The organism is Pseudomonas sp. NPDC096950, assembly GCF_044762525.1.
Classification (GTDB): domain Bacteria; phylum Pseudomonadota; class Gammaproteobacteria; order Pseudomonadales; family Pseudomonadaceae; genus Aquipseudomonas.
Genome location: NZ_JBIWEL010000008.1, coordinates 216770 through 240782, shown reverse-complemented (window position 1 = coordinate 240782; position 24013 = coordinate 216770). Strand labels below are relative to the sequence as shown.

Genomic DNA, 24013 nt, shown 5'->3' with positions numbered 1-24013 from the left:
TGGTGATTCAGGCTGGGCCGCACACCCGTGTCACCGCGAGCCAAGTGGTGATCGATGCGGGTACGAGCCTGACACTCACGGCTGGCGGTCACCACCTCGTGATCAATGCTGGCGGGATTTTCAGCAGTGTAGCCATTGTTGAAGGTGGGGATCCGATGGCGGGGCTACCTGCTCAGCTTGCTCGCTCATTGGTCCCGGTTGCGCCGCAAGCTTTGATAGCGCCATCCCTGGCGGCGCAAAAGCTCGCATTGACTCAAGCCGCGCGACAGGCCTCACCCATCTGTGCCGTGTGTCAAAAACTGACGGAGATGACGGCATGAGTCGGGCTTACTTGCTGCTGGATCGCGCCCAGATTGGACATCTGCCCGAGCGGCTGATCGCGCTGGGGAGCACGACCTACCAATCGCTTTATCAAACAACCGTCTACAGCCCCTTGGAGGAAGTCGGGCCGGTACTGGTGCCTGTGGTTCCCGATAGCCCGCTGGCCCACCTCTTTTTTCAGGAATGGAGCGCGACGTGTGGTGTGTGGCTGGAGTCGGACGCCGAAGAAACGGTGGTGCTCGACCATTTGCGCAGCCTGATTCACGTCCGTGTCGAGGGCGATCTCACCGTCCTCTTTCGTTACTTCGACCCGCGCATTACCTCGCTGTGGCTGGCGGATCTATCCAGCGACGAACGCGGTCGCTTGATGGGACCTTTACGACTGATCCGACTGCCGGGACTGGATATCCATCAAGAGAACCCGGATCAACCCGCCGCCCGGCATGCGCCAGAGCCTTGGTTGAGTTTGACGGCGGAGTTGTTGGAACAACTGAGCACGGCACAACGACTTCGTTTCGCCCAACAGTTGATCGAACACTGCCAACAACACTTTTCCGAATGCCTGCAAGGGCTGGACGACTTGGCTTTGCAACAGTGGGCCTCTCACTGCCAGCACAGTGCCGGACGGCACGGTTATAGCGCCATCGGCGAAGTCCTGCTCTGGGCTCGTTTCCACGCGGCACTGGGCACCAACTTTCCCGACGCCCCTACACACGCCGCTTACCGAGAGATGTTGGCCGAGCCCGGCGTATCGCCCAAACAGCGGCTGGAAAACCTGAATGCCGAACTGACACGTCAGCTACTCACTGACAAGGAGTTCTGTGTATGAGCGCCCAGAAACTGGCGATGGTCGACAACGCCGCTCAGGCCGAACGGGCTGCCAAGGCTCAGCCTCACGTCGACATCAACAGTACGGTTACGCCGTGCCCCGCCAGCCAGTCCGAAATCTTCGTCGTGCCCGTGCGTTACGCTTTGGCGGAAGAACGTGCCGATGAGCCTTGTTGTGTTCCCGGTGTGACCACGCAAAGCCGACCCATGGCGGTACGACGCCTGCGGGCGGGATTTGTTTATCTTTGGCAGGACCAAGGGCCGCTGAAACGGTATGCGGTGTCGCCGGACGGCTTGTTCAAGAAGCAGGCGCTGGAAGCCGATGCCTCCCCGGTACTCGACGCCACTTTGGCCGGTATGGCCCTGCAAAAAATCCACAATGCCTGGATGCTTTACAGCGAGTTTCCACTGAATGCCGAACACTGCCAGGCACTGAGCGGCAGCAGCACCAAACGTCAACAGCACATGTGCCATGTCGCGTTACGCACCGTCGCCAATGAACTGAAAGCCGAGCATTGCCCGCCGTTGACCAACGCGTCCAAGGTCATGGCCGAACTCCTGCCCAAGACCTTCGCCCGGTCCATGAAAGTGGACCAGATAAAAGGTGTCGAAGACACCGATGCACTGGGCGCAACGCTGATGAAGGACCCAACCCCGGCCAACATCAAGGCCTACACTGATGCGATGCACCGTGCGCGGGAGCGTGAAAAGGTTCTCGCGCAACACCCCGAGGCCAGCGATCAAGCGCCGGGCGAGTGGAGCGCTGAAGCGTGGGACGGTCAAGGCACTCAGAATTGGCTGGACAACGCCAAGGCACAAACTGAAGGACTGTTCGCCGTCTTCGCCTGCCTCGACGATGACCTGGGCGTGTTGCGGGACATCAACCATGAGCAGGAATGGATAGAAGCGAGCCACGAAACCTGGCTGGGGGACAACCACCTGCGCCTGAGCGTCGGCGGGTTTATTCGCAGCCTGATCACTGAAGACGGCGCCGAACTGGCCGGCACCCTAAGTTATCGCTACAAGGATCGCGACATCGAACTGACCCCGGAGCAGGGCGAGGTCATGCTGGCAACCCAGCGCCGGCTCGATGAAGAACTCAAGGCTGAAACCCAGGCGCGTCAGTACGGTGGCCAGCCCACTCAGGCCGAAACCCGCGCCCGGGATGCGCGGATCGCCGCCATCGTCGCCCCGGTGCGGGCCTTTATTCCGGCGGACTTGTACAACGAAGCGGAATTTGTTGTTCGCGAATACCGCGCCGAAAAGCACGCAAACCTCAATAGCCATCACTTCAGCGCCCAAGTCGGCAAATACATCGACCTTGAGGCGATGGATAAATGGTTTGCGCAGACAGCAGCGGCGCACTACCAGCAGATAGAAGAACGCCACACTGCGCTGTTTGCCGACCGAGGCGTGTACCTCAAGCGTTCGCGCAGTGGCACTTGGTTTGTCGATTACCACGACCTGGAGACTCGCCACTGGCTGACTGAACTGGCTACCGGCTGCCTCACCGCCCAATGCCTCCGCGCCCAGGGCGCCGAGCAATATGCCGAATACGTGCGTGCGGCGGATGGCGGCGCGCTGACCCAATTGTTCAGCGCCTGGACGCCCTCCATCGATGCGGCGGTTAACAACGTTTCGCGTCTTAACGAACTGATGGCTGCCCTGTCCTCCGACAACGTCAACGCAACCCACTTGGCGTTGGCGCCTTTGAGCACGTTGGTACTGGACGACATCGCGGCCATGGCCCGGGACGCCAACAGCCTATGGAGTGCGCTGGTCAATCGCATGGCGGCGGCGTTGTTGTTGCTCAAAGGCGACGGTGCTTTTAGCCGGTCATGGATGGGCATTCTCATCGCCAACCGACTGGGTAGTAACACGCCTTTACGGCTCGTCACCGAGGGTGGTCGGCAGGTGTGGAAATTGGTGGGGCAAATGGCTGAGGCGCTGGGGGATTGGGTGAAATCGACCGGGAAGGCCATTGGTGTGGGGAGAGTGGAGCGGATTGTGAATTCGCCGGCGGTGGTGAATAGCGGAGGGGTTGTGCCGTTGGCTGCGTTATTGTTGAACGTGGTGAATGCGGTGAATTATTTGCGGGATGCGGCGGTGTTGGAGGGGATGGACAGTCGGCGGGTGAATGACACGGTGTCGGCGAACTTGTATGCGGGGGCGGCGTTGGTGGCGGTGCTTGATAGTCAGGTGCGGAAGGGGTTTGGGAAGGACAGGTTTCACTTCTTTGGGTCCGCAGCTCCGACGCTTACGCTGTTTGGTGGGGTGATTGGCCTGCTATCTGCCGGCGCAGCATTCGCGGAGTTCAAGTCCCTGCAAATACAACTGGAAAACACCCAAAACCGAGTCGATCCATGGCTGGAGATGCGCCAGATCATTGTTGGCGGGCAAGTGGCGGCTTTCGGCGCCCAGGCGTTGTTAGGGGTTGGCTATACCGCCCGCGCATTGGCAGGTTCAATAACCGTCGAAGTCGCCATCTTGCGGTACACGCTGTACATGGGGCCGTTGAACTGGATCATTTTCGTGTTAGGGGCGTTGCACCTGATCATCGGGATCATGCAGCAGACCCCGCTGCAAATGTTCCTCAATTTCTGCTGCTGGTCAAAAGACCGGGCATTCGACCTGGCACCTATACCGCCGAAAGCCCAAGTGGACGAACTTGACCGGCTGTATCGCATCCTTTATGCACCGAGGGTCAGCATGCAAAGCAGCTCGCAGCCGACCACCAGCAGTGGCATTTCCGGCCTCGCATTCGTCAGTTCCATAGACACCCTGACCATCGATTTACCGGGCGCCGAACCGAGCAGTGTCTATCTGGAACTGAGCATGGTGGGTGATCCCGTGGATACCCAGACTTCCCGCGACCTGATCAAAAACAGCCCGCTCCACCACTACAAAACGCCCCGTCCCTGGCGAGACATGACGCCTCACTGGTTGTCCAGCAGCGTCTGTCAGTGGATACCGCACAAGGAAGGTCAGGGCTTACGGCTGAGTGGTCCCTTCAAAGAGCTGAGCAACGTATTGGGCACGACACCCAGCACTGTTTCGCTAAGGTTGCGCTATCGCACGCCATTGATCTCGATGCTTGGTGCCCGCACTTTTATCGGCGGTGAACTAGGGCTGGCCTTTACCCTGAATGACACCACTGGCGTGATAGAGCTGCGGGCTGACCCGACACCGCGACTTGATCGTGTGCCGAGTTACCCGCTCGGTGAGGACCACCCCGGCGCTATTTACCTGCAACCCAAGGACAAACGATGAGCACGCCACCGGCAGGCACCACGAAAAAACGGATGTTTTCGCGTAATGACTATCTGGCGCCATTGCCGATCCCTACGGGTAGAAAGCCCTCTGATGTGCTTAACATCATTTGGCGCAAGAACGAGGTGTTTCTCGATGTTGGAAATTACAGCATCGGTTCGGTGGTGATGATGCTGTGGCCGATGGTGATGGTGGTTCTAGCCATGTCTTTCTTCACTAGAAATCTCAATTCTGACTTCAGCCAAGATATTTTGATTCTCGGCTTCGTTATTGTCGGCGTCCCAATGCTGTTTTTGATTCAAGGTCTATTCCGCGAAGTGCCCTTACCCGTGCGCTTCAACCGCCAACGCCGAGAAGTCTGCGTCCCTCGCGACGACGGTGAGTACTGGATCGTCCCTTGGGAAAGCGTCACCGCAGCCGCCACGCAGCAGTCCTCCATCAGTCAGGCCGGTAAAGCGACGATGGGTCTGCTGATCATCGGTTTTGAAAACCCGGATCCGTTAGCCAACGAGGAGAACAAACATTTCTCGCTAGGCTTCAACTGTGGCGGCGGCACCACGGCGATGGCTCTGTGGGAATGCATGCGCAGTTACATGGAAGTTGGACCGGACGCCGCGCCCGAGGCAGCAGCGCTTAACGCAGGCGCCAACCTGCGCTACTACATCGATTACATGAACGAAAAAGCCAAAGAGCGCGGCTGGTTTCTAACACTCTTGTGGGAAGGGGTATTCGGCGTATTTATTTTCAATGCGCCTCTCGCTACTTACCTTCAAAGGAAGAAGCTTTACCCGCCGCCCGACTTGCCCTATCCCGACATCATCGAATGGTCAAAACCACTCCCCCCGGAACAGTGGGCCAAACGCTCCCCGGAACTCGAAGAAGCCATCGCCAAACGCGAGGCTGAACTGGCCGTTCAGTCCAAGGATGCGGCATGAGCACGCCACCGGCAGGCACCACGAAAAAACGGATGTTTTCGCGCAATGACTACTTGGCTCCGTTGCCGATCCCTACGGGTAGAAAGCCCTCTGATGTGCTTAATATCATTTGGCGCAAGAACGAGGTGTTTCTCGATGTTGGAAATTACAGCATCGGTTCGGTGGTGATGATGTTGTGGCCGATGGTGATGGTGGTTCTGGCCATGTCTTTCTTCACTAGAAATCTCAATTCTGACTTCAGCCAAGATATTTTGATTATCGGCTCCGTTATTGTCGGCGTCCCAACGCTGTTTTTGATTCAAGGTCTATTCCGAGGCGTGCCCTTACCCGTGCGCTTCAACCGCCAACGCCGAGAAGTCTGCGTCCCTCGCGAAGACGGCGAGTACTGGATCGTCCCTTGGGAAAGTGTCACCGCAGCCGCCACTCAGCAATCGTCCGTCAGTCAAGCAGGGAAAGCGACGATGGGTTTACTGATCATTGGTTTCGAAAACCCGGACCCGCTGGCCACGGATGACAACAAGCATTTCTCACTGGGCTTCAACTGCGGCGGCGGCACCACGGCGATGGCGTTATGGGAGTGCATGCGCAGTTACATGGAAATCGGACCGCAAGCTGTTCCCGAAAGTCGAGTAGGCGTTGCCCCCTACGAAGAAACGCAAATTGGCTCGATCATCACCGACTTGCGCAAGGGCAACTTGATAGGTGTTTTATGGGGGATTTTTTGCATCGTGTTTCTGGGGACGTATTTGGCGGAAAAAGTTCAGGACTGGAAGCTTTCATATCCTCCCGACTTGCCCTATCCCGACATCATCGAATGGTCAAAACCTTTACCACCCGAGCAATGGGCAAAACGCTCCCCGGAACTGGAAGAAGCCATTGCCAAGCGCAAGGCTGAACTGGCCGCGCAGGCAGAGCGGGCGCTCCAAGAGTGTCGTTAATCGATTTTATAAAAGGAAGCGTTGAAAGTGAGTGTAATAATTCCATCGGAGTATATTGAGAAGGTTTATCGGTGGCCGAAAACGCCATCTGAGTTGGAATCGGAATTGAAGTTTAAAATGGCCCATTCTTTTTGGTGGAGATTGACGAGAGCGGTCTTCTACCAAGTGTTCTGGTTTGTATTACTTCCTCACTTGGTTTTTTATTTTCTGTCGCCAGGATATGGCCAGATTTTTGCCATGGTATTACTTGCTGTGTGGGTCTTGGTGTTTGTGGTGTCGGTAATCATTGTGCTGGTGGAGTGGTCTGAGAATAAGGCCAAATTTATCGATAGCAGTCTGATTGAGAAGGTTTTGAATGTTTGCTTCCGTTCCACAGGTGTTTCTTTTGAAGTGTCGACGGATACAGAGCGATCAATGCATATTCTATCTATGTCAGACATTAAATCCGTCTCAGGCTATGTGCAAGGTGGATGGATTTGGGATCAGGATCGTGGCGTTATTGTTGAGACAGAAGAGGGGAAGCAATTTCGTTTTGTGTTGTCTTTAAGCAAGTCTGAGTTGCATAAATTTTTAAGTGATTTTGTATCTTCGTTGGGTGATATGAACTTTCCTGTAAGAGGTACAAGAAAATTTCAGGTGTGAGTTAGCCGAGGTTTTCCATGGGCGCGGTCAGCCCAACGCTGACGCATCATTGCCGAAAACCACGTAGGAATTTACCCATTGTGGCGAGGGAGCTTGCGCCCGTCGGGCCGCGAAGCAGCCTCAAATTCTGCCACTTTATTCCTACAGCCTCACCGCAACGCCGGATTTACGCTGGCTGCGCCGCCGAACGGGGGCAAGCCCCCTCGCCACAAAGGTTATGCGCCGTCCTACAGTGCGGTTGCAGCCATCAAAGTCGCCGCTTATAGTTCGCCCCGTCGCTGACAGCAGTCGGCGATAGGGTTTCGCAGCCCTTACGATACGTGTAACCAAGCATCATAAAAGCAACGTCGGTCGCATCAGCGCTCGTAGTCCGTTTTATGGTGGCTGTGTGTGGGAGACCTTCGGGTCTGCCGGGTTCCTCGTATCCTCGGTCTGCGAACCCGCACACAGCTACCACCCAATTCGTTTCGCAGCGAACGGAAGTAGCTCTTCTTTTAGATTCGAGGAGTTTTACTTATGACAATGAACAACCCGCCGCGCCGCTTCACCCCCATGTCCCAATTCGCCACCGACTATCCCGTCCTGCTCATCGACAATGACGCCCCGATCCGCGAACTGCACAACTGCGTCAGCGAACGCCTCAATGCCGTCCTCAAATACCTCAACCTCATGGCTTGCACCAGCCTGCCGGACTACGCCGAAAACGACATTAACACCGTCACCAACATCGCCTTGATCCTGCTCCGGGATGTGGGTGACGTGTTCCGGGTGATTGAGCAGCGTGGGTTTGATACGCCTTAAGGCAGCAATCAATTTTCACGTAATAAAAAACCCGCATTTCTGCGGGTTTTTCATTGATGTTAAAAACGATAACCGTTTGTTTTTTATTGACCCGGCCGGGCCTTGAGTTGCTCGGCCGCAGCCTTGGCCAAATCCGGTGGCAGGAAGTCTTTATCCGGGTTGTAGTCAGCCTTGAGATAACGCGACAAATCCTGCAAATCCCCCGGGTTCAACGTGCCGGCCGCTTGCTTGAGGCGCAGGTTGTCGAGGATGTAGTCGTAGCGGGTATTGTTGTAGTTGCGCACCGAGGTGTAGAGCTGGCGCTGGGCATCCAGCACGTCGACGATGTTGCGCGTCCCCACCTGATAACCGATTTCCGTTGCTTCCACCGCGCTCTGGTTGGAGATGATCGACTGCTTGCGCGCCTGCACTTGCTCGACATCCGTGTTCACCGCGCGGTGCAGGTTGCGGGTGTTTTCCACCACTTGTCGACGCAGTTGCTCGCGCTGCTGCTCGGTCTGGTCAAGGCGTGAATAGGACTCGCGCACCTGGGAGTTGATCAGGCCGCCGCTGTAGATCGGGATGTTCACTTGCAAGCCGACGGTGGTCTGTTCGACGTTGCCTCCGTAAGGCTGGCCGAAGGCGCTCGGGTTGCTGAAGCCCAGTGCGTCGTTGTCACCCTTTTCGTATTTGGCTACCGCATCGAGGGTCGGCGCGTGGCCAGCCTTGCGTTGCTTGAGGGTTTCTTCGGCGGCGCTGACCGCGTAGTTGCTGGCCAGCAGATTCAGGTTCTGTTTGGCGGCGGTGTCGACCCAGGCCTTGGCGTCGTTCGGCGCCGGCGGCAGGATCGGCAACGTGTGGACGATGCCCTGAATCGAGTTGTACTGGCGGTTGGTCAGCGTGATCAGCGCTTCAAACGCGTCGTCCACCTGGCGTTGGGCGAGGATCCGGTTGGCCCGCGCCGTGTCGTAACTGGCCTGGGATTGCAGCACGTCGGTCTTGTCCGACAGGCCCACGTCGAAGCGCTCGTTGGACTGGTCGAGCTGGCGCTTGAACGCCGCTTCTTCAGCCTTGGTCGAGGCCAGGTTGTCCTGACTGCGCAGCACGTTGAAATAGCTTTCCGCCGATTGCAGGATCAGGTTCTGCTCGGTGGCCGACAGTTGCAGCGAAGCTTGTTCGTTGACGTCCTTGGCGGCCTGGAACTGGAACCAGCGATCGGCGCGGAACAGCGGTTGGGCCAACGTCGCTTGATACGAATGGGCATCGCGGTTGGCGGTGCCGGACGGCTGATCGAGCTGGGTGCGCACGGAACTCAGGTTGGCGCCGCCCGACAGGTTCGGCAGCAGGCCGGCACGGGCCTGGGGCACGACTTCTTTTTGCGCGCCGTATTGCGCGCGGGCGGCAGCCAGGTCGGCGTTGTTATCCACCGCTTCCTGATAGACGCTGACCAGGTCGGTCTTGGTGGATAAGGGCGCTTCAGCTGCCCAGGCCATTCCATTGGACGCACAAGACACGGCAAGGGCCAGTGAGAGTTTGCGCAGCATGAGGCCATCCCTAAAAATTACGCTGATAATTTGAGCGCCAAAGGTAAGGCGCGGCCCGCACAGCGTCAAGGCGCAGCACGGCGTAGCGAGTGTAGTTGTACGCGCGTACCGCAACAATCCGGTAATTGCGCCATTCATCATGGTGTTTACCGCGGTGTTGGCGTTCTTTGCCAGTTGTGTCTAGACTGGCCGGGTTCTTGTCGGGGTGCCTTGCTATGAGGCTGAGATCGAATAATTTCGGATCCCGTTGAACCTGATCAGGTTAGCGCCTGCGTAGGGAACAAGATTTCTCGTCACCCGGCGAGTCCTCTTGTGCTTCGTCCGGGATGTTGTTCGACAATCGACAGTCGACAGCCCTCGAGCACAGAGCACAGCACCAACGGCATTTTCATGGCTGATTGGTCGCGTCCATTCGTTACAGGTTCGCTCCGACAAAAATCCACTGCTGGATGCTGTCTGGAGAGCCCGTGATGACGATAAAACTAAAAAATACTACGAACCTGAGTGATTCGGCCCAAGTCGATCAACAGTCGGTTCAACCGTTTACCCGCTCGCAAAAAATCTATGTTCAGGGTTCCCGCCCGGACATCCTCGTGCCAATGCGCGAAATCAGCCTTGATGTGACCCCGACCGACTTCGGCGGCGAGATCAACGCGCCTGTGGTTGTGTACGACACCTCGGGCCCTTACACCGATCCCAACGTCATCATCGACGTGCGCAAAGGCCTGGCCGATGTGCGTTCGCCGTGGATCGAATCCCGTGGCGACACCGAGCGCCTGCCCGGCCTGAGCTCGAACTTCGGCCAGGAACGCCTCGCCGATGCCGAACTGACCAAGCTGCGCTTCGCCCACGTGAACAACCCGCGCCGCGCCAAGGCCGGGGCCAACGTCAGCCAGATGCACTACGCCCGCAAAGGCATCATCACCGCCGAGATGGAATACGTCGCCATCCGCGAAAACATGAAGCTCGAAGTGGCTCGCGCCGCCGGGCTGCTGGACCAGCAACACGCCGGTCACAGCTTCGGCGCCAGCGTGCCGAAAATCATCACCCCGGAATTTGTCCGCGACGAAATCGCCCGTGGCCGCGCGATCATTCCGGCCAACATCAACCACACCGAACTGGAACCGATGATCATCGGCCGTAACTTCCTGGTGAAGATCAACGGCAACATCGGCAACAGCGCCTTGGGTTCGTCCATCGAAGAAGAAGTGGCGAAACTGACTTGGGGCATTCGCTGGGGTTCGGACACGGTCATGGACCTGTCCACCGGCAAACACATTCACGAAACCCGCGAGTGGATCATCCGCAACTCGCCAGTGCCGATCGGTACGGTGCCGATTTATCAAGCGTTGGAAAAAGTCGGCGGCGCCGCCGAAGACCTGACCTGGGAGCTGTTCCGCGACACGCTGATCGAACAGGCCGAGCAGGGCGTCGATTACTTCACCATCCACGCCGGCGTGTTGCTGCGCTACGTGCCGCTGACCGCTAAGCGCGTGACCGGCATCGTGTCCCGTGGTGGTTCGATCATGGCCAAGTGGTGCCTGGCGCATCACAAAGAGAACTTCCTCTACACGCATTTCGAAGACATCTGCGAAATCATGAAGGCCTACGACGTCAGCTTCTCGCTGGGCGATGGCCTGCGTCCGGCTCGATTGCCGACGCCAACGACGCCGCGCAATTCGGTGAGCTGGAAACCCTCGGCGAGCTGACCAAGATTGCCTGGAAGCACGACGTGCAGTGCATGATCGAAGGCCCCGGCCACGTGCCGATGCAGTTGATCAAAGAGAACATGGACAAGCAGCTCGAGTGCTGCGACGAGGCGCCGTTCTACACCCTCGGCCCGCTGACCACCGACATTGCGCCGGGCTACGACCACATCACCTCCGGTATCGGTGCGGCGATGATCGGCTGGTTCGGTTGCGCCATGCTTTGCTACGTCACGCCGAAGGAACACTTGGGCCTGCCGAACAAAGATGACGTGAAGACCGGGATCATCACCTACAAGATCGCCGCGCACGCCGCCGATCTGGCGAAGGGGCATCCGGGTGCACAGATTCGCGACAATGCCTTGAGCAAGGCGCGTTTCGAATTCCGTTGGGAAGACCAGTTCAACCTGGGCCTCGACCCGGACACCGCTCGCTCGTATCACGATGAAACCCTGCCGAAGGATTCGGCCAAGGTCGCGCACTTCTGCTCCATGTGCGGGCCGAAATTCTGCTCGATGAAAATCACCCAGGAAGTCCGTGAATACGCGGCCAACCAACGGATCGAAACAGTAGACGCCGAAGTCGCCCAGGGATTGGCGGAACAGGCAGAGCGGTTCAAGCAGGAAGGCAGTCAGCTGTACAAGAAGGTTTGATCTGACCTGTGATTGACGGCGCCTGTGCTGCCGTCTTCGCGAGCAAGCCCGCTCCCACATTGGAATGCATTCCAAATGTGGGAGCGGGCTTGCTCGCGAAGGCGCCGGGCCAGACACCGAAGATCTCAATGACACACTTATCCCTCTGAGATAACACCCTTGAGCATTCAACCCAGCACCTATTCTCCAGACATCGCAGTGCCCACCGACAAACGTGTGTTCGGCGGTCGCGATCTGTTTTCCCTGTGGTTCTCCCTCGGCATCGGCCTGATGGTCTTGCAGACCGGTGCTTTGCTCGCGCCGGGCCTGGGTCTGTCCGGCTCGTTGCTGGCGATTTTCCTCGGTACGCTGGTCGGCGTTTTGCTGCTGGCCGCCGTCGGCGTGATCGGCAGTGACACCGGCCTGTCGTCGATGGCCGCGCTCAAACTCAGCCTCGGCAAACGCGGCGCGAGCCTGCCGGCGGTGTTGAACCTGCTGCAACTCATCGGTTGGGGCTCGTTCGAAATCATCGTCATGCGCGACGCCGCCAGTTTGCTCGGCGCCCGGGCGTTCAGCGAAGGCAGCCTGCTGTCGAACCCGTTGCTGTGGACGTTGGTATTCGGCGCACTCGCGACCTTGCTCGCAGTCAGCGGCCCGTTGACCTTCGTGCGGCAGATCCTGCGCAAGTGGGGCATCTGGCTGTTGCTGGCGGCTTGCATCTGGCTGACCTGGAACCTGTTCGCCAAAGCCGATCTGGCTGCGCTGTGGCACCAGGCTGGTGATGGTTCGATGCCGTTTGCCGTGGGTTTCGACATTGCGATCGCGATGCCGCTGTCCTGGCTGCCGCTGATTGCCGACTACTCGCGTTTCGGCAAGCGTGCGAAAAACGTGTTCGGCGGCACAGCGCTGGGTTTCTTTATCGGTAACTTCTGGCTGATGAGCCTGGGCGTGGCGTACACCCTGGCGTTCGCGCCGAGCGGTGAAGTGAATGCCTTGCTGTTGGCGCTGGCCGGTGCCGGCCTGGGGATTCCGCTGCTGCTGATCCTGCTGGACGAGTCGGAAAACGCTTTTGCCGATATTCACTCGGCGGCGGTGTCGAGCGGGATTCTGTTGCGCCTGAAGGTCGAGCATCTGGCGTTGGCCATCGGTGTGATCTGCACACTGATTGCCTGCCTGGCGCCATTGGCCCAGTACCAGAACTTCCTGTTGTTGATCGGTTCGGTGTTTGCGCCGCTGTTCGGCGTGGTGCTGGTGGATCACTTCATCCTGCGCAAACGCAGTGCCCAGGTCGCATCAGCCGCATTGCGCTGGCCGGCGTTGCTCGCCTGGCTGGGCGGGGTGAGCACCTATCATTTGCTGGCTAATCTGTATCCGGATGTCGGCGCAACCCTGCCGTCGCTGGTACTGGCAGGGCTGCTGCAGCTTGTGCTCGGTCGAGCCTTCAGTTACGGCCGGGAAACAGCTCGGGCCTGAGAATGCCATTGAGGCGCGGGTAGGGGATCTTCAGTTCGATGTGGCCCAGGGCGTAAGGCGCGATGGTGCTCACTTCGTACTTGAGGATCACCCCACCGTAGGTCAGCGCCACGTTCTGGGTTTTCTGGAAATGCCAGGTCTTCAGGAAATCCGCTTCCTGATCGAGCTTGGTGCTGATCAGCCAGCTGTTGTGCGCCACTTGCGCGGCTTTCCAGAACGCTTCTTCCTGACCCGGCAGCAACATATCCGACAGGGTCAGCACTTTGTGCTGCTGGTGCGAATAGTTGATAAAGCTGCGGCCCGGTGTGCCATGGGCACCGCCGGTGTCCAGGTAACTGGAAAACTCAACGATCACCAAGCCGTCATGCTGCTCCCGTACCTTGGCTTGCAAGTAGCTGCTGGAGCGCGGTTCGGCGGTGCGCAGAAACTGATCGCGGTAGGCGGCCAGGGTCGGCGCTGCGGGGGCGTCCGGGGTGCGGGTCAATTGCAGCAGGTTCTTTTCGACGATGCCGTCCAGCTGTGGCTCGTCCGGGAAACGCAGGGTGTCGATATTCACCAACGGGCAATCAGGCGTGGTGCAACCCGGCTTGAGGATTTCCGAAGCATCGCGGGTGGTTTCCAGCGGCGTCCGGTAGTTGGGTTGAAACAGGCTCTGGCAAGCGCCCAAGGTCAGGGCGATGGCGGCCACGGAGGCGATTTTAAAAAGCGACATGGGCGTCCTTCATAAAACAGGGAAAGGCGAAAAGTTACCGCTTCGACTATCAACGGAGCAGTCAGTTCGCCACTAAGCTAATTAGAGTTGGTTTCGCCCTCACCGTCTATCCCGCTGAAGGTAAAGGGGCTGCATCAAAGGTCGCGGGCGCGTTAGGATGGCGCGAAGTCGAGGTTGCAAGTCACAAAAAGGAACCTCGTAACGGATTGCAGTAAAGAGGATTGTCATGACTGATTTTGCCAACGCCATTCCAACCACCGTTGAGATCGTTCGACGCGAACAGTGCTACGCGGGCTTCTACAAGCTCGATCGCCTGCATTTGCGCCATGAATTATTCGCTGGCGGCATGAGTCGCGAAATCAATCGTGAAGTGTTCGTGCGTCACGATGCGGTGTGCGTGCTGCCTTACGATCCGCAGCGCGATGAAGTGGTGTTGATCGAGCAGTTTCGTGTCGGCGCCATGGGCAAGACGACTAACCCGTGGCTGATCGAATTGGTCGCCGGTCTGATCGATAAAGACGAAGAACCGGAAGAAGTTGCTCACCGCGAAGCGCAGGAGGAAGCTGGGCTTGTATTCGGGGCGCTTTGGCCGATGACCAAATATTTCCCATCCCCGGGCGGCAGCAACGAATTCGTGCATTTGTACCTGGGGCGTTGCGACAGCACTGGAGTAGGGGGGCTGCATGGACTGGCAGAAGAAGCGGAAGATATCCGCGTCACGGTCTGGGCCTTCGAAGATGCCCTGCAGGCCGTACGCGACGGACGAATTGCCAACGCGGCCAGCATCATTGCTTTGCAATGGCTTGCTTTGAACCGCGCTGAAGTGAGGGGGTTATGGTCGTAAACAAGCTGCGCGATCGCTATCGGGTGGACCTCGCGGGGCTGCAAGCCTCCTGCGAGGCGAACTACGCGCGTTTGATGCGACTGCTGCCGGACATGCGCAGCGAGCCCGAGGCACGGCGCATCGCCGTGACCCAGGGTGACCAGATGCTCGGCGTACTGGCCCTGGAAGTGCTGCAAGTCAACCCGTACACCACGACCCTGCAAGTGCGCCAGGAACACAGCCTGCCGTGGCTGCCGGTGCCGCAACTGGAAGTTCAGGTCTACCACGACGCCTGCATGGCCGAGGTGGTCAGCGCTGAACATGCAAGACGCTTCCGTGGCATCTATCCTTACCCGAATGCCGCGATGCACCAGCCGGATGAGAAGGCCCAGCTCAATCTGTTCCTGGGGGAATGGCTGAGTCACTGTCTGGCGTGTGGGCACGAGTACGCAGTCGTTCGATAGATGTGAACTGCGTCCGGTTCACACGTTTCCTCTTTTGAGCTTCCCCCAGCATAATTGCGGCCACTATCCACCTCCGTGATTCAGCCCCGGGAGAACGCCTTGCCGAGCGTATCCACATTGACCACCGCCGATTCGGTGTTGCTGGTGCAAATCTCCGACAGCCACCTGTTCGCCGAGGCGGACGGTACATTGCTGGGCATGAATACGCGTGAGAGCCTGCAAAAAGTCATCGAGCTGGTGCGCTGGCAGCAGCCGCAGATCGACCTGATCGTCGCGAGTGGCGATATTTCCCAGGACGGCACGCTGGAGTCCTACCAGCAGTTTCGCGACCTGACCCGACAGCTCGACGCCCCGGCGCGCTGGATTCCCGGTAATCACGATGAGCCCATGATCATGGCCGAGGCGGCGGTGCAAAGTGCGCTGCTGGAGCCGGTGGTGGACCTTGCCAACTGGCGAATCACCTTGCTCGATTCGGCGGTGCCGGGTTCGGTGCCGGGGTATTTGCAGGATGAACAGTTGCAGTTGCTGGCCCGTTCGTTGAGCGAGGCGCCGGAGCGGCATCATCTGGTTTGCTTCCACCATCATCCGGTGTCGATCGGCTGTGCGTGGATGGAGCCGATCGGGTTGCGTAATCCCGAGGCGCTGTTTGCCGTGCTGGACCGGTTTCCGCAGGTGCGTGCTGTGTTATGGGGGCATGTGCATCAGGAGATTGATCAGGATCGTAATGGTGTGCGGTTGATGGCTTCGCCTTCGACGTGTATTCAGTTCGAGCCTGGGAGTGAGGATTTCAAGGTCGGGGAGCAGGCGCCGGGGTATCGGTGGTTGCGGTTGTTGCCCGATGGCTTGATTGAAACGGGTGTGGAGCGGGTTGTCGGGTTTGACTTCACGGTTGATTACGGGTCTGACGGTTACTGATTTCCCGGTGTTTTTGTTTTGATCTTGGCGGCCAAATAGCCGACCAAGTTCTTGCTGTCCAGGTACATATCCATTCCTGCGGTAACGGCGGCTGGCGGTTTCGCCCTTACGGCGAGGCACTTTTTTCAAACGCCAAAAAAGTACCCAAAAAGGCTCGCCCCGAGCGTCCGGCCCCTCGCTTAGGCTCGGCGTTCCTTCGTTACGGCATCCATCCGGGGGCATTGCCCTCCGGTCTGCTTCGCTACGACCTACATGCAATGTGTTCGACTGCGTCGAACGGCGCTGCGCGCCAATCCCCGGATGAACACCTTCACTCAGCCTCCCGAAGGGGCGGGTAGAGCAAGATCAAGAGCAGGCGAGCTAACGCTCGGCCTAATGAGTGGTTAGAGGCGGCTGTGTACGCCGGACTGCTTCTGTTTTTGATTTTGATTTTGTAGGAGCAAGGCTTGCCTGCGAAGGCGGCCTGACAGCCGACCAGTTTCTTCCGGCTGTACTCGGTCAAAACTGTGGGAGCTGGCTTGCCTGCGAAGGCGGCCTGACAGCCGACCAGTTTCTTCCGGCTGTACTCGGTCAAAATTGTGGGAGCTGGCTTGCCCGCGAAGGCGGCCTGTCAGCCGACCCATTTCCTCCGGTCATGCGCAATCCAAATGTGGGAGCGAGCCTGCTCGCGAAGGCGCCCTGACGACCGCCTAACCCCTTCCTGCTAAACGCCACCCCCCCCTGTAGGAGCTGCCGAAGGCTGCGATCTTTTGATCTTGATCTTCGGTGGGTATTACGACGCCAAAAGATCGCAGCCTTCGGCAGCTCCTACAGGGCTGTTTAATGGTCAGCAAAAATTTCAGAACCTTCCCACAATGTTTTCAGGTTGCCCGTCAGACGCGGCTTCTCTAGCCTTTTGCCTGTCGCTGACACATTCAGCGATCGGGCTTCGCGGCCCATTGAACTGAGGCATAATCGCCGCGCTTTACAGCAGCGCTTTAGGGTGTCTGTCGTTTTGTGTCATGGCGGCTGTGCGTGGGATACCTTCGGGTATGCCGATTCTCAGTTCTCGGTCCGCGAACCCGCGTACAGCTGCCACCCTTACATTGCATCGCGGCAATTGGGGGTGGCTCCTTATTAATGAACTGAGGTGTCACCATGTTCAAACCAACCCCCAATCCCCCCGCCCGCAAACCCGACACGATGTACATGATCGTCCCCGAAAAGGACGCGGAAAGCCTGTTGGCCAGTGCTTGTGAGTCCCTGGCGTCCGCGAATGTCATCGCCAGCGATTTTGCCGCGCGTCTGCAATGGCCGGACCGGCAGACGGCGATGGCGATCCAGCAACTGGTCATGCTGGCCGATCTGGCGGTGAATCGGGCACTGGATAACATCGATCCGGCGTAACCGTTAGACCGAGTCATCGTTCTTCGCGAGCAAGCCCGCTCCCACAGGTGATTTGTGAGCGACGCAGATCCTATGTGGGAGCGGGCTTGCTCGCGAAGGCGTCAGTTCAGGCACCGCAAATCCCCAGGATATCCCCGATCCCCCCGTCTCCCTGTAAACTGCGCCTCTTTACCCGACGCTCAGGGAGTTCAAATGTCCGGTTCGATCCTTTATATCCACGGTTTCAACAGCGCGCCTTCGTCAAAAAAGGCGACTCAGTTGATGGCAGTGATGGAGCGCCTGGGCTTGAGCGATCAGTTGCGGGTACCGGCATTGCATCACCACCCGCGCGAGGCCATCGGTCAGTTGAACCGGGCGATTGAAGAGCTGGGGCGGCCACTGCTGGTCGGCAGCTCACTCGGCGGCTACTATGCCACTCACCTGGCCGAGCAGCATGGCCTCAAGGCCTTGTTGATCAACCCTGCCGTCAGTCCGCACCGGATGTTCGACGGGTATCTGGGGACGCAGAAAAACCTGTATACCGATGAAGCCTGGGAATTGACCCACGACCATGTGACGGCCCTGGCCGAGCTGGAAGTGCCGGCGCCCCAGGACCCGCAGCGGTATCAGGTGTGGTTGCAGACCGGCGACGAAACGCTGGACTACCGCCTCGCCCAGCAGTATTACCGAGCCTGTGCCTTGCGCATCCAGGCCGGCGGCGACCATAGTTTCCAGGGTTTTGCCGGGCAATTGCCGGCCATGTTGAGTTTTGCCGGTATCGGCGCAGATTTGTATCAGGCGATCGACTTCACAGCACTGTGACGCATCACCTCTTTTTCATCGAACATTGACGACGAGACCCCATGGCCACTCCCAGCGCTAGCTCTTATAACGCAGACGCCATCGAAGTCCTCTCGGGCCTCGACCCGGTGCGCAAACGCCCCGGCATGTACACCGACACCAGTCGGCCGAACCACCTCGCCCAGGAAGTCATCGACAACAGCGTCGACGAAGCCTTGGCCGGGCATGCGACGTCGGTGCAGGTCATCCTGCACGCCGATCACTCCCTGGAAGTCAGCGATGACGGCCGTGGCATGCCGGTGGACATTCACCCGGAAGAAGGTGTGTCGGGCGTCGAGCTGATCCTCACCAAGCTCCACGCGGGCGGCAAGTTTTCCAACAAGAACTACCAGTTCTCCGGCGGTTTGCACGGGGTGGGTATTTCCGTGGTTAACGCCTTGTCGAACGAAGTCCGGGTGCGCGTCAAGCGTGACGGCAACGAATACCAGATGACCTTCGCCGACGGTTACAAGAAAACCGAGCTGGAAGTCATCGGCACCGTCGGCAAGCGCAACACCGGCACCAGCGTGTTCTTCGCGCCGGACCCGAAATATTTCGACTCACCAAAATTCTCCATCAGCCGCCTCAAGCACGTGCTCAAGGCCAAGGCTGTTCTGTGTCCGGGACTGCTGGTCAGTTTTGAAGACAAGGCCACCGGCGAAAAAGTCGAATGGCATTACGAAGACGGTCTGCGCTCCTACCTGGTGGATGCAGTCAACGGCTTCGAACGTCTGCCGGACGAGCCGTTCTGCGGCAGCCTGGCCGGTAATAAAGAAGCGGTGGATTGGGCGCTGCTGTGGTTGCCGGAAGGTGGCGACAGCGTGCAGGAAAGCTACGTCAACCTGATCCCGACGGCCCAGGGTGGCACCCACGTCAACGGTTTGCGTCAGGGCTTGCTCGATGCCATGCGCGAGTTCTGCGAATTCCGCAGCCTGTTGCCGCGCGGTGTGAAGCTGGCACCGGAAGACGTCTGGGAACGCATTGCCTTCGTCCTGTCGATGAAAATGCAGGAGCCGCAATTCTCCGGCCAGACCAAGGAACGCCTGTCGTCCCGTGAAGCAGCGGCGTTTGTTTCCGGTGTGGTCAAGGATGCGTTCAGCCTGTGGCTCAACGCCAACCCGGAAACCGGCATGCTGCTGGCGGAACTGGCGATCAACAACGCCGGCCGTCGTCTGAAGGCCAGCAAAAAGGTCGAACGCAAGCGCATCACTGCAGGTCCGGCACTGCCGGGCAAACTCGCCGACTGCGCCGGGCAGGACCCGATGCGTTCCGAGCTGTTCCTGGTGGAAGGTGATTCCGCCGGCGGTTCGGCCAAGCAGGCGCGGGACAAAGAATTCCAGGCCATCCTGCCATTGCGCGGCAAGATCCTGAACACCTGGGAAGTCGACGGCAGCGAAGTGCTGGCCAGCCAGGAAGTGCATAACATCGCCGTGGCGATTGGTGTCGATCCGGGCTCGGCGGACATCGCCCAACTGCGCTACGGCAAGATCTGCATCCTCGCCGACGCCGACTCCGACGGCCTGCACATCGCCACGCTGCTCTGTGCGTTGTTCGTCCAGCATTTCCGCCCGTTGGTGGATGCCGGCCACGTCTACGTCGCCATGCCGCCGCTGTACCGCATCGACTTGGGCAAAGAGATTTACTACGCCCTCGACGAAGCCGAGCGCGATGGCATTCTCGATCGCCTGGTGGCCGAGAAGAAACGCGGCAAGCCGCAGGTCACGCGATTCAAAGGTCTGGGTGAGATGAACCCGCCGCAACTGCGCGAAACCACCATGGACCCGAACACGCGGCGCCTGGTGCAGCTGACGCTGGACGATTTCGAAGCGACTTCGGAAATGATGGACATGCTGCTGGCGAAGAAACGCGCCGGTGACCGTAAATCCTGGCTGGAGTCCAAGGGCAACCTGGCCGAGGTTTTGGGCTGATGCGGTTTGGCTTTGCCCTGGTGTGTGCGTTGCTGCTGACCTCGTTGACGGTGTCTGCCGAGCCGGCGCCAGAGCTGCGCGTGCTGTCCGAGCATGCCGTCGATGGCATGCGCGGCGGCAACCTGTCGGGTCTGGCCCAGTGCGGCAAGGACTTATGGACCGTGTCCGATCGCGACGATGATCAAATCTACCGTCTCGACACGACCGCCAGCACCTGGCAAGCCGAAGCCGTGCGCATCGACGTCCCTCCCGTGCCGGATACCGGTTTGCCCTGGGGTTTGCGTTCGCGGAACTGGGCGGCCTCTTTCGTGCGTGGCGGGGACCTGGATTTCGAAGGCATCACCTGCGACAGCGCCGGCAATCGCTACATCGTCAGCGAAGGCCATGCGGCCGTCCTGCAAGTACCGCCAACGGGCCCGGCGAACTGGCTGAAAATTTCGCCCATGATGGTTCGCGAAGCGCGGGCCAGGGGCATGCTCCTGCAATTCAATGCCATATTCGAAGGCCTGGCGATCAATCCGGCAGGCGATCAGATATGGCTCGCCGCGGAGCGTCAAAGCCGTGGTTTGCTGCTGATCAAACGCAAACAGACGGTCTGGGATTGCGACGGTCGCTGTGTGCTATTGAGCGAAGCCGGCAAGGAAATGCAGCCGCCGCAATTCCCCAATGCCAAAGCGGTCCACCGGGACTTTTCCGACTTGTCATTGTTCGACGGCAAGCTGTTTACCCTCGAACGAAACGCCTTTCAGATCTGTCGTCGTGATCCGCAGACCGCCAAGGTCGAGCGCTGCTGGTCGTATGCCGCCGAGTTGTTGCAGGAAAACCGGCGTTATTCGCAGAACTACGGGTTGGAAGAGGCATTGATCATCGACGCCGACGGTGCGTGGATTGGGGTCGACAATAACTTGGGTCCCCGCACCGACGGTGAGCTCCGCCCGATTGTCTGGCGCTTCGCCGCACCGGAAGGTGGCTGGAGCGCCAAGCCATGAGTCAGCAACCGCCGGGCAAACGTGCCGGTCGGGTGTTCATGATCCTGGCTTGGTGCGCGGCGTTGTTTCTGGCAACGCGGTTTTTCGGGCAGTTGGAAGAGCGTCAGCAAAACCCCAACGTGGTGGTCACGTCGGAGCAGGGCGAAGGTTTTATCGAAGTGAAACTGGTGGGCAACACTCAGGGACATTTCGTCGCCAGCGGCCAGATCAACGGCCAGCCGGTGAATTTCATGCTCGATACCGGGGCGACCGATGTGGCGATCCCGGCGGAAATGGCCGAACGGCTGAAACTTGAACAAGGCTTCGGGGTGACCCTGAGCACCGCAAATGGTCGCACCGAGGGTTATCGAACCCGCGTCGACCGGTTGCAACTGGGCGACATTGTGCTGCGTGATGTGCGCGCCATCGTCGTGCCAGGCCTGGATGGCAAGCAAGTGCTGCTCGGTATGAGCGCACTGAACAAACTTGAATTTACCCAGCGCGGTGGCACCATGCTGCTGCGCCAGACAACGAAATGATGAGGCCCGCATGAGCGACTCCCTTGATCTCAGCCTGGACGGTGTAGAGCGCCGGTCACTGGCTGACTTCACCGAAAATGCCTACCTCAACTACTCCATGTACGTGATCATGGACCGTGCCTTGCCGCATATCGGCGACGGCCTGAAACCGGTACAGCGGCGCATCATCTATGCGATGAGCGAGTTGGGGCTGGACGCCGATTCCAAGCACAAGAAATCGGCGCGTACCGTCGGTGACGTGCTCGGTAAATTCCACCCCCACGGCGATTCGGCCTGCTACGAAGCCATGGTCCTGATGGCCCAGCCGTTCAGCTACCGCTACACGCTGGTGGACGGCCAGGGTAACTGGGGTGCGCCGGATGATCCCAAGTCCTTCGCCGCCATGCGTTACACCGAGGCGCGGCTGTCGCGTTACTCCGAAGTGCTGCTCAGCGAACTGGGCCAGGGCACCGCGGACTGGGGCCCGAACTTCGACGGCACCCTCGACGAACCGCTGGTGTTGCCGGCACGTTTGCCGAACATCCTGCTCAACGGCACCACCGGCATCGCCGTGGGCATGGCCACCGACGTGCCGCCGCACAACTTGCGCGAAGTCGCGACGGCGTGCGTGCGCTTGCTCGATGAGCCGAAAGCCACGGTCGAGCAGCTCTGTGAACACATCCAGGGCCCGGATTACCCGACCGAAGCGGAAATCATCACGCCCCGCGCCGACCTGCTGAAAATGTACGAAACCGGCAAGGGCTCGGTGCGTATGCGCGCCGTGTACCACATCGAAGACGGCGACATCATCGTCACCGCGCTGCCGCATCAGGTGTCCGGTGCCAAGGTGCTGGAACAGATCGCGGCAATGATGCAGGCCAAGCCCTCCAAGGCCCCGCAGATCGCCGACCTGCGCGACGAGTCCGACCACGAAAACCCGTGCCGGATCGTGATCATCCCCGGCGCGCGCAAGAACTTCGACCACGATGGGTTGATGCAGCACCTGTTCGCCAGCACCGAGCTGGAGTCGAGCTACCGGGTCAACATCAACATCATCGGCCTCGACGGCAAACCGCAGCTGAAAAACCTGCGGGCATTGCTGGTCGAGTGGCTGGAATTCCGGGTGCAGACCGTGCGTCGTCGCCTGCAATTCCGCCTCGATAAGGTCGAGCGCCGCTTGCACCTGTTGGACGGTTTGTTGATTGCCTACCTCAACCTGGATGAAGTGATTCATATCATCCGCACCGAGGAACACCCGAAAGCCGCGCTGATCGCCCGTTTTGCCTTGAGCGAAATCCAGGCCGACTACATTCTCGACACCCGTTTGCGTCAATTGGCGCGACTGGAAGAAATGAAGCTGCGTGCCGAGCAGGATGAACTGCTCAAGGAACAAGCCAAGCTGCAAGCCCTGCTGGGCAGCGAAGCCAAGTTGAAAAAACTGGTGCGCACCGAGCTGATCAAAGACGCTGAAACCTATGGCGACGACCGCCGGTCGCCAATCGTCGAGCGCGCCGAAGCCAAGGCCCTGACCGAGCACGACCTGCTGCCGAACGAAAAAGTGACCGTCGTGCTGTCGGAAAAAGGCTGGGTTCGCTCGGCCAAGGGCCACGAAATCGACGCCACCGGGCTGTCGTACAAGGCCGGGGACGGTTTCAAGGCGTTGGCGCCGGGCCGTTCCAACCAGTTTGCGGTGTTTATCGACTCCACCGGTCGCAGTTATTCGGTGGCCTCGCACACGTTGCCGTCGGCCCGTGGCCAGGGCGAACCGTTGACCGGTCGCCTGACCCCACCGCCAGGTGCGACGTTTGAATGCGTGCTGATGCCGGAAGACGATTCGCTGTACGTGATCGCCTCCGACGCCGGTTACGGTTTTGTGGTCAAGGGTGAAGACTTCCAGGCCAAGAACAAGGCCGGTAAAGCGCTGCTGAGCTTGCCGAACAATTCGAAAGTGATCCTGCCGCGCCCGGTCACCGATCGCGAGAACAATTGGCTGGCCTCGGTCACGACCGAAGGTCGCCTGCTGATCTTCAAGATCAGCGACCTGCCACAATTAGGTAAAGGTAAAGGCAATAAGATCATCGGTATTTCCGGTGAGCGGGTTGCCAGTCGCGAAGAATATGTCACGGACATCGCCGTGCTGCCGGATGGCGCCACCTTGGTGCTACAGGCTGGAAAACGTACCTTGTCACTGAAGGCGGACGACCTCGAACACTACAAAGGTGAGCGTGGGCGTCGTGGTAACAAACTGCCACGTGGCTTCCAGAGGGTAGATGCGCTGCTCGTCGAAAACCTCAATTAAGCGTCCTAGACGGCTCGATCTACGATTTAACGCGTAGATCGACGCTTTGGCGCTGGAGTCGGAACGCATATTCACGGATGATATGGCCTTTCAAGCGCCGGCGTGGCCGAGC

At 59.0% G+C, this 24013-nt stretch carries 18 protein-coding genes, 2 pseudogenes and 1 riboswitch; of the genes and pseudogenes, 18 read left to right on the top strand and 2 right to left on the bottom strand.

Annotated elements, in window-relative coordinates; all coding sequences use genetic code 11:
• The 7 genes and pseudogenes from ACIQY3_RS15670 to ACIQY3_RS15640 form a co-directional block, all read left to right on the top strand.
• Positions 1-320: pseudogene (locus ACIQY3_RS15670) on the top strand (type VI secretion system tip protein VgrG); the annotation flags it as partial.
• Positions 317-1150 carry a DUF4123 domain-containing protein gene (locus tag ACIQY3_RS15665; RefSeq protein WP_403020892.1) on the top strand — a complete coding sequence of 278 codons (834 nt, stop codon included), beginning with the start codon at positions 317-319 and terminating at the stop codon, positions 1148-1150. The pseudogene ACIQY3_RS15670 and the gene ACIQY3_RS15665, both read left to right, overlap by 4 nt.
• The gene (locus tag ACIQY3_RS15660; RefSeq protein WP_403020890.1) at positions 1147-4419 is read left to right on the top strand and encodes a toxin VasX; all 3273 of its coding nucleotides are present in this window, start codon (positions 1147-1149) and stop codon (positions 4417-4419) included. The genes ACIQY3_RS15665 and ACIQY3_RS15660 overlap by 4 nt, the downstream gene beginning before the upstream one ends.
• The gene (locus tag ACIQY3_RS15655; protein WP_403020888.1) at positions 4416-5354 is read left to right on the top strand and encodes a DUF6708 domain-containing protein; all 939 of its coding nucleotides are present in this window, start codon (positions 4416-4418) and stop codon (positions 5352-5354) included. The genes ACIQY3_RS15660 and ACIQY3_RS15655 overlap by 4 nt, the downstream gene beginning before the upstream one ends.
• Positions 5351-6292 carry a hypothetical protein gene (locus tag ACIQY3_RS15650; protein ID WP_403020886.1) on the top strand — a complete coding sequence of 314 codons (942 nt, stop codon included), beginning with the start codon at positions 5351-5353 and terminating at the stop codon, positions 6290-6292. Before ACIQY3_RS15655 ends, ACIQY3_RS15650 begins: the two co-directional genes overlap by 4 nt.
• Before the next feature lie 27 nt (positions 6293-6319).
• Positions 6320-6934 (top strand): hypothetical protein, encoded by a 615-nt coding sequence (locus ACIQY3_RS15645; RefSeq protein ID WP_403020884.1) that lies wholly within the window; start codon positions 6320-6322, stop codon positions 6932-6934.
• 516 nt (positions 6935-7450) lie between these two features.
• Positions 7451-7735 (top strand): fructose-bisphosphate aldolase, encoded by a 285-nt coding sequence (locus ACIQY3_RS15640; RefSeq protein ID WP_403020882.1) that lies wholly within the window; start codon positions 7451-7453, stop codon positions 7733-7735.
• Between the two features lie 83 nt (positions 7736-7818).
• Here the strand turns inward: ACIQY3_RS15640 and ACIQY3_RS15635 are convergent, their stop codons facing one another.
• Positions 7819-9258, bottom strand: coding sequence for a TolC family outer membrane protein (locus ACIQY3_RS15635; RefSeq protein ID WP_054053299.1), 1440 nt, complete (start codon positions 9256-9258; stop codon positions 7819-7821).
• A 191-nt stretch (positions 9259-9449) separates the two neighbouring features.
• Positions 9450-9555: riboswitch (TPP riboswitch) on the top strand.
• 173 nt (positions 9556-9728) lie between these two features.
• Here ACIQY3_RS15635 and thiC point away from each other — a divergent pair.
• Positions 9729-11617, top strand: a pseudogene (gene thiC / locus ACIQY3_RS15630) (phosphomethylpyrimidine synthase ThiC).
• 159 nt (positions 11618-11776) lie between these two features.
• On the top strand, positions 11777-13069 hold the full coding sequence (cytX, locus tag ACIQY3_RS15625; RefSeq protein WP_403020880.1) for a putative hydroxymethylpyrimidine transporter CytX: 1293 nt from the start codon (positions 11777-11779) through the stop codon (positions 13067-13069).
• Here the strand turns inward: cytX and ACIQY3_RS15620 are convergent.
• Positions 13038-13781: an RsiV family protein gene (locus tag ACIQY3_RS15620; RefSeq protein ID WP_403020878.1), complete on the bottom strand. Its 744-nt coding sequence runs from the start codon at positions 13779-13781 to the stop codon at positions 13038-13040. The genes cytX and ACIQY3_RS15620 overlap by 32 nt on opposite strands.
• Positions 13782-14007: 226 nt before the next feature.
• On the opposite strand from ACIQY3_RS15620, the gene ACIQY3_RS15615 reads away from it, so the two are divergent.
• The 9 genes from ACIQY3_RS15615 (at position 14008) to parC (ending at position 23901) form a co-directional block, all read left to right on the top strand.
• Positions 14008-14625 carry an NUDIX domain-containing protein gene (locus ACIQY3_RS15615; protein ID WP_403020876.1) on the top strand — a complete coding sequence of 206 codons (618 nt, stop codon included), beginning with the start codon at positions 14008-14010 and terminating at the stop codon, positions 14623-14625.
• Complete coding sequence (locus tag ACIQY3_RS15610; protein ID WP_403020874.1) at positions 14616-15068, top strand: DUF1249 domain-containing protein; 453 nt, start codon at positions 14616-14618, stop codon at positions 15066-15068. The genes ACIQY3_RS15615 and ACIQY3_RS15610 overlap by 10 nt, the downstream gene beginning before the upstream one ends.
• A 99-nt stretch (positions 15069-15167) precedes the next feature.
• Positions 15168-15983 (top strand): 3',5'-cyclic-AMP phosphodiesterase, encoded by an 816-nt coding sequence (gene cpdA / locus ACIQY3_RS15605; RefSeq protein WP_403020872.1) that lies wholly within the window; start codon positions 15168-15170, stop codon positions 15981-15983.
• 1137 nt (positions 15984-17120) lie between these two features.
• Positions 17121-17369 (top strand): DUF6124 family protein, encoded by a 249-nt coding sequence (locus ACIQY3_RS15600; RefSeq protein WP_403020870.1) that lies wholly within the window; start codon positions 17121-17123, stop codon positions 17367-17369.
• 192 nt (positions 17370-17561) lie between these two features.
• Complete coding sequence (locus ACIQY3_RS15595) at positions 17562-18170, top strand: YqiA/YcfP family alpha/beta fold hydrolase (RefSeq protein WP_054053316.1); 609 nt, start codon at positions 17562-17564, stop codon at positions 18168-18170.
• 41 nt (positions 18171-18211) lie between these two features.
• Positions 18212-20116, top strand: a complete 1905-nt coding sequence (gene parE / locus ACIQY3_RS15590) for a DNA topoisomerase IV subunit B (RefSeq protein ID WP_213940041.1) — start codon at positions 18212-18214, stop codon at positions 20114-20116.
• The gene (locus ACIQY3_RS15585; RefSeq protein WP_403020866.1) at positions 20116-21105 is read left to right on the top strand and encodes an esterase-like activity of phytase family protein; all 990 of its coding nucleotides are present in this window, start codon (positions 20116-20118) and stop codon (positions 21103-21105) included. Before parE ends, ACIQY3_RS15585 begins: the two co-directional genes overlap by 1 nt.
• A complete protein-coding gene (locus ACIQY3_RS15580) occupies positions 21102-21623 on the top strand; it encodes a TIGR02281 family clan AA aspartic protease (protein WP_403020863.1) in 522 nt (173 codons plus the stop codon). The genes ACIQY3_RS15585 and ACIQY3_RS15580 overlap by 4 nt, the downstream gene beginning before the upstream one ends.
• A gap of 10 nt (positions 21624-21633) precedes the next feature.
• On the top strand, positions 21634-23901 hold the full coding sequence (gene parC, locus ACIQY3_RS15575; RefSeq protein ID WP_403020860.1) for a DNA topoisomerase IV subunit A: 2268 nt from the start codon (positions 21634-21636) through the stop codon (positions 23899-23901).
• The last annotated feature ends 112 nt before the right edge of the window (positions 23902-24013 follow it).